This window comes from Burkholderia sp. Ac-20379 (genome assembly GCF_017104645.1).
Classification (GTDB): domain Bacteria; phylum Pseudomonadota; class Gammaproteobacteria; order Burkholderiales; family Burkholderiaceae; genus Burkholderia.
The window spans coordinates 1-6,050 of sequence record NZ_JAAGPF010000393.1 but is presented as its reverse complement, the minus strand read 5'-3'; the positions used below and the strand labels follow the sequence as shown (position 1 = coordinate 6,050).

The 6,050-nt window shown below is 69.6% G+C and carries 6 protein-coding genes; 5 read left to right on the top strand and 1 reads right to left on the bottom strand.

Translation table 11 applies throughout. The features are described 5' to 3' along the window. The first annotated feature begins 215 nt into the window (after window positions 1-215). The 3 genes from G3N92_RS29730 (at window position 216) to G3N92_RS29720 (ending at window position 2,767) form a co-directional block, all read left to right on the top strand. Window positions 216-1,205 (top strand): alpha/beta hydrolase, encoded by a 990-nt coding sequence (locus tag G3N92_RS29730; RefSeq protein WP_206131142.1) that lies wholly within the window; start codon window positions 216-218, stop codon window positions 1,203-1,205. Window positions 1,206-1,385: 180 nt separating this feature from the next. Continuing rightward, the gene (locus G3N92_RS29725; protein ID WP_206131141.1) at window positions 1,386-2,321 is read left to right on the top strand and encodes an ADP-ribosylglycohydrolase family protein; all 936 of its coding nucleotides are present in this window, start codon (window positions 1,386-1,388) and stop codon (window positions 2,319-2,321) included. Beyond that, entirely contained in the window at window positions 2,318-2,767 is a 450-nt protein-coding gene (locus tag G3N92_RS29720; protein ID WP_206131140.1) for an SRPBCC family protein, read from the top strand. Before G3N92_RS29725 ends, G3N92_RS29720 begins: the two co-directional genes overlap by 4 nt. Before the next feature lie 33 nt (window positions 2,768-2,800). Here G3N92_RS29720 and G3N92_RS29715 read toward each other — a convergent pair whose 3' ends face one another. Next, window positions 2,801-3,817, bottom strand: a complete 1,017-nt coding sequence (locus G3N92_RS29715) for an NAD(P)-dependent alcohol dehydrogenase (protein WP_206131139.1) — start codon at window positions 3,815-3,817, stop codon at window positions 2,801-2,803. Between the two features lie 94 nt (window positions 3,818-3,911). On the opposite strand from G3N92_RS29715, the gene G3N92_RS29710 reads away from it, so the two are divergent. After that, on the top strand, window positions 3,912-4,838 hold the full coding sequence (locus G3N92_RS29710; protein WP_206131138.1) for a LysR family transcriptional regulator: 927 nt from the start codon (window positions 3,912-3,914) through the stop codon (window positions 4,836-4,838). A gap of 55 nt (window positions 4,839-4,893) precedes the next feature. Next, complete coding sequence (locus tag G3N92_RS29705; protein WP_206131137.1) at window positions 4,894-5,682, top strand: DUF4336 domain-containing protein; 789 nt, start codon at window positions 4,894-4,896, stop codon at window positions 5,680-5,682. Window positions 5,683-6,050 lie beyond the last annotated feature (368 nt).

Below are 6,050 nucleotides of genomic sequence, written 5' to 3'. Positions count from 1 at the left end.
GTCCGACATCGCGCCGCGTGCCGTCGCCGCCTGAACGCGCGCGTTCAGAATTTTTCAGGTCTGCCAAAAGACTTCAGGTGTTCTCGCCCGATAGGCTGCACTCGCGCCTCGGGCCCGGCCGCGACCTCGCGTCGGCGTGCTTGCCCGGCGGCCACCCACCGCAACGCCGGACCGCTCGCCGCTTCGTGGCGAGGCAAGGCATCGAAGGAGAGAACATGAGTAACCTGCAACGCACCCTGACGAGCCGTTCGACCACGCGCCGCCGCCTGCTGTCCGCCGGCGCGGGCGTCGCCGGCGCAATGGCCGCGATGTCGAGCCTGCCTGCCGCCGCAGCGGCCACCGCCGGCGCCGCGCCGCATCGCGCGAAGGGCCATCCCGACGGCGGCGGCTATGTCCACGCCAAGGACGGCACCGCGATCTACTACAAGGATTGGGGCACCGGCACGCCCGTGGTGTTCTCGCACGGCTGGCCGCTGTCGGCCGACGCGTGGGATGCGCAGATGCTGTTCCTCGTGAACCAGGGTTACCGCGTGATCGCGCATGACCGCCGCGGCCACGGCCGCTCGGGCCAGCCGTCGGCCGGCAACGATATGGACACCTACGCGGACGATCTGGCCGCCGTGCTCGACGCGCTCGACGTGAAGGGCGCGATGCTGGTCGGTCACTCGACCGGCGGCGGCGAGGTGGCGCACTACATCGGTCGCCACGGCGAGGCGCGCGTGGCCAAGGCCGTGCTGATCGGCGCGGTGCCGCCGCAGATGGTGCGCTCGGCCAGCAACCCGAACGGGCTGCCGATGTCGGTGTTCGACGGCATCCGCGACGGCGTGGCGGCGAATCGTTCGCAGTTCTATCTGGATCTGGCCACGCCGTTCTACGGCTTCAACCGTCCGAACGCGAAGGTGTCGCAGGGGCTGGTGCAGGATTTCTGGCGTCAGGGCATGGCCGGTTCGATCAAAGGCCAGTACGAGTGCATCAAGCAGTTCTCCGAAGTGGATTACACCGAGGACCTGAAGAAGATCAGCGTGCCGACGCTGGTGCTGCACGGCGACGACGACCAGATCGTGCCGATCGACGATTCGGCGAAGCTGACGGCGAAGATCGTGCGTCACGCCACGCTGAAGGTGTACGCGGGCGCGCCGCACGGCATGTGCAGCACGCACGTCGCCGAGGTCAACGCCGATCTGCTGGCGTTCCTGAAGAGCTGAGCGGGCGGCGTTGCGCCGGCCCGATGTTCGAAAGGCCGCCCGGGGTCGAAGCCGGGCGGCTTTTTTCGTGTGGCGGCGGCCTGCTGCGCTTGCTTGCGTTCGCTGTTCGCGGCGGCCGCGGTGGTCTCGATTCGCGACTTCGGCGATGATGTGGGGCATCGGCACTCTCGACCTTCCCACATGACGACCCCGACTCCGTCCCGAACCGCCCGCCTGCGCGGCGGCCTCTACGGCCTGCTGCTCGGCGACGCGCTTGGCGTGCCTTACGAATTTCACAGCGCCGCCTCGCTCGCCCATCTGAGCCCCGACGAGATCGATATGACGCCGCCGTCCGGTTTCGCGCGCGCTCACCACGGCGTGCCGCCCGGCACCTGGAGCGACGACGGCGCGCAGGCGCTCGCGCTGCTCGACGCGTTGCGGCGCGACCCCGCGCTCGATCTCGACACGCTTGCCGCCAACCTGCGCGACTGGTTCCACCGCGGCGCGTTCACGCCCGACGGCAAGGTATTCGACGTCGGCCTGCAGACGCAGCGCGCGTTCCACCGGCTGGCGGCCGGCGCGGCGCCGGCGCAGGCCGGCCCGGCCGATGAACACGACAACGGCAACGGCTCGCTGATGCGCTGCCTGCCGGTGGTGCTGGTGGCCGCTTCGCATGACGAAGCGATCGCGCTGGCCCGCAGGCAGAGCCTCGTCACCCATGGGCACGTGCGCTCGCAGTTGTGCTGCGCGCTCTACGCCGTGGCGGGCAGGGAGATCGTGGACGGCCTGAGCGCGGCCGACGCCGTGCGCGCGGCGGAAGACGTGCTGCTCGCGCGCTGCGCCGGCACGGGCGAGGAGGCCGAACTGAGGATCGTTCTCGACGGCCGTTTCGATGCGCCGCAAGGCTCGGGCTACGTGGTCGACAGCGTCTGGTCGGCTGTCCACTGCCTGTTGTCGACACGGGATTTCGAGGCCTGCATGAAGCGCGCCGTGCAGCTCGGCAACGACACCGACACGACGGCGGCCATCGCCGGCGGCCTGGCCGGGCTGCTGTACGGCGAGGCAGGCCTGCCGACGCGCTGGCTCGACAGCCTGCACGGCAAGCCGCTCGTCGAGGCGTTGCTGACCAAGGCATGATCAGCCGCCTGACGTTCCGCATGCCCGCCACCTCGGCCGAAGTGTTCGAGGCATTCCACAATCACGACACGCGGCTGCGCTGGGACACCTTGCTCAAGACGGCCGGCGTGGAAGGCGGCCATCGCTACCCGCATGTCGGCGCGATTTCGGTCAACGTCGGGCGCGGCTGGAAAAGCCTGTTCTGCCTGCGCACGCGCTTCGTGTCCTACCAGCCGCCGCTGCTGGCCGCCGCCACGCTGGTGGCGCCGGCCGGCATCTTCCGCACCTGGAGCGCCTCGATTCGCCATCGCGATCTCGGCGGCGGCCAGTCGGATCTGATCTACACGGTGCGATTCAGCCTGCGCCCCGGCTGGCTCGACCGGCACGGCAAACCGATCGTGGCGCGCCTGTTCGAGAACGAAACGCGGCGGCGCTTCGAGGCGCTCGCCGCGTTTCTGCGCGACTGATGCGGCGGCCAAGGCCCGTTCGGGAACGCTGCTTCAAGCCGCACCCCGCCCGAAATCGACGATCACCTTGCCGAAGTGCGCCCCCGAGGCCAGATAGCGATACGCCTCGTGCGCGGCCTCGAACGGAAACACGCGATCGATCACCGGCGCGATGCCGCTCTGGTGCAACGCGCGCACCGCGCCTTCGAGATCGTGCGTGGAGCCCGTCTGGCTGCCGAGGATGTTCAGCGTCTTGATCATCACCGGCAGCACCGGCATCGTCACCTCCATGCCGCCGATGAAGCCCACCACGTAGATCGTGCCGCCGATCTTCGCCGCGTTGACCGAGCGCGCGAACGTGCCGCCGCCCACCGTTTCCACCACCAGATCCGCGCCTTCGCCGCCGGTGGCGTCGAGCACCGCCACGTCCCATTCGGGGCGAGTGCGGTAGTTGATCGTCACGTCCGCGCCCAGTTCGCGCGCCCGCGCCAGTTTTTCATCGGACGACGAAGCGATGATCACGCGCGCGCCCGCCGCCTTCGCGTATTGCAGCGCGAACAGGCTCACGCCGCCGGTGCCGAGCAGCGCCACCGTCGAGGCCGGGCCGACGCGGCCCTTGACGATGGCGTTCCAGGCCGTGGTGGCCGCGATCGGCAACGTGACCGCCTGCGCGTACGGCATGCCGTCGGGAATCCGAACCAGTGCGCCAGCCGGCACCACGGCGTAGTCCGCCAGCGAGCCGGGCATCGTGACGCCGCGAATCCGCGTGCCGTTGGCCGCGCTCGGCGGCCCGGCCTGCCAGTCGACGATCGAGCCCGAGATCACGCGCTCGCCCGGCGCCCAGCCGTGCACGCGCTCGCCCACCTCGACGATCTCGCCCGCGCCGTCGGTGCCGGGCACGAACGGCGGCGCGGTGTCGCCGAAGCGGCCCCAGGCCACCATCAGATCGAGATAGTTGAGGCCGGCCGCGTGCAGCCGGATCAGCACTTCGCCGGCCGCCGGGCGCGGCACGGGGGCCTCGCCCAGTGTCAGTCCGAAGGGTTCGCCGGTGGTCAGTCGATACGCTCTCATGGTCTGCTCCTGAAGAAATCGAGCGTCCATGTTAGGCGGAGATAAACCCTATAATCGATCGCCAAAACACGACACCCTTGCATGGAGTGCAGCAATGAACGGCACGGAATCGGACGAGATCGGCGCGTTGCTGGCGGTGCTCGAAACCGGCAGCTTCACGGCGGCGGGGCGCCAGCTCGGGCGCGACAGCTCGGTGATCTCGCGGCGGCTGAAGGCGCTGGAGACGCGGCTCGGCACGCGCCTCGTCGAGCGCTCCACGCGCCGCCTGTCGCCCACCGAGGCCGGCCTGCGCCTGCGCGAGCGCGTGCAGGAGGCGATGCAACTGATCCGCACCGGCGAGGAAGAGGCGCGCTCGCTGGCCGCCACGCCCACCGGCCTGCTGCGCCTGAGTCTGCCCGCCGGCTTCGGGCGGCGCTGGATCGCGCCGCGACTGCCGGCGTTTCTCGCGCGGTATCCGTCGCTCGACGTCGAGGCCAGCTTCACCGATCGTTTCGTGGACCTGATTGCCGAGCGCTTCGATGCCGGCGTGCGGATCGGGCGGCTCGAGGACAACCGGCTCGTCGCGCGGCGCGTGCTCGGCATGCGCCGGCTGTTGTGCGCCGCGCCCGATTACCTGGCCGCGCACGCGCCGATCCGGCACCCGCGCGATCTTGCGCTGCACGCGTGCATCGGCTTCACGCCGATGGCTTCGCACCCTGTCTGGCATCTGTCGCGGCGCGGCGAGCGGCAGGCCGTGCGCACGCGCTCGCGGCTCGCCACCGACGACATCGACGCCGCGCTCCACGCCGCGCTGCAGGGCACCGGCGTGGCGTTCAGCGCCGACTGGATCGTGGCCGACGCGCTGCGCGACGGCCGCCTCGTGACCGTGCTGCCCGGCTGGGACGTGGCCGGCGACGAGGTCATGCACGTCGTGCGTGCGTCGGCGCAGCACACGCCGGCCAAGGTGCGGGCGTTCATCGACTGGATGACCGAGGAATTCGCCGGCGCGCCGTGGGCGGGCGCGGCGCGCAAGCGGCGCTGAACGTTCGCGCGGCCGGCATCGCGATCGGTATTGACTTGCGCCGCGGGCGAATGCGATGCTCGCGGGCGCCGGGCAGGGTCACAAGCCCGCACCGGCGTCCATCCACAATCGCGCGCTGCCCGCGACGCGACACAAAAGACAACGAGAGACCCACCCCATCATGCTCGAAGCCATCGCTCCCGATCTCTGGCACCTTCCCCACAGCTTTACCGCAAGCGGCCTGCGCGTCACCTCGCGCATGACCGTCGTCCGCTTCAAGGACGGCTCGCTGTGGCTGCATTCCCCGGTGCCGTTGTCGGCCGACGTGCGTGCCCAGCTTGTCGCGCTCGGCACCGTGCGCTACATCGTGGCGCCTAACAAAATGCACCACCTGTTCGCGGGCGACTGCGCCGCCGCGTTTCCCGAGGCCGTGCTGTATGGCGCGCGCGGCCTTGGCAAGAAGCGTCCCGATCTGCGCAACCTGCGCGAGCTGGGCCGCGACATCGAACCCGAATGGCGCGACGATCTCGACCAGATTCCGTTCGACGGTATTCCTTTGGGCAACGAAACGGTGTGGCTGCACCGGGCGTCCGGCACGCTGATCCTGACGGATCTGTGCCAGTGGTGGCGGGGGCCGGCACCGCTGGCGTCGCGCCTGTATGCATCGCTGACGGGCGTGAGGCGGCAATTGGCCGTGCCGCGCACGGTGCGGATGGCGGTGAAGGATCGCGCCGCCGCGCGGGCCAGCGCCGAGCGGATTCTGGCCTGGCCGTTCACGCGGGTGATCGTGGCGCACGACACGATCGTGGAGACGGATGCGCATCGTGCGGCCGAGCGGGCGTTGGGGTGGTTTTTGAGGGGGTGAGGCGCTGGCCATCGGCGGTTTGGCAGGATGCCGACGCGATCGGGCGTCATGGTTGCGTTGGCATTCTGCTGGCGGCTTCGTTGGGCAGGGGAATGAAGCGTGTCGCGTTCGATTACATTGAGATGTCCTACAACCCGATTCGCCGGCATGGTTCCGCCGACGACCTGTCACCTGTAGAGTTTGAGCGGCGCTACGCGTTAAATGGACTGCCCAGGGAATGCTAGACGCTGCCGGCCTATGACTGGACTGCCCAGGGAATGCTAGACGCTGCCGGCCTATGATTTGAGCATAGGAGGGCGTCATGAGTGCACAGAGATTTACCCCGGAATTCAAGCAGGAAGCGGTTCGGCAAATCACGGAACGGGGCT

Coding starts and splice junctions, on each gene's coding strand:
- G3N92_RS29730 (WP_206131142.1), top strand. CDS start 216: ATGAGTAACCTGCAACGCACCCTGACGAGCCGTTCGACCACGCGCCGC.
- G3N92_RS29705 (WP_206131137.1), top strand. CDS start 4,894: ATGCTCGCGGGCGCCGGGCAGGGTCACAAGCCCGCACCGGCGTCCATC.
- G3N92_RS29715 (WP_206131139.1), bottom strand. CDS start 3,817: ATGAGAGCGTATCGACTGACCACCGGCGAACCCTTCGGACTGACACTG.
- G3N92_RS29710 (WP_206131138.1), top strand. CDS start 3,912: ATGAACGGCACGGAATCGGACGAGATCGGCGCGTTGCTGGCGGTGCTC.
- G3N92_RS29725 (WP_206131141.1), top strand. CDS start 1,386: ATGACGACCCCGACTCCGTCCCGAACCGCCCGCCTGCGCGGCGGCCTC.
- G3N92_RS29720 (WP_206131140.1), top strand. CDS start 2,318: ATGATCAGCCGCCTGACGTTCCGCATGCCCGCCACCTCGGCCGAAGTG.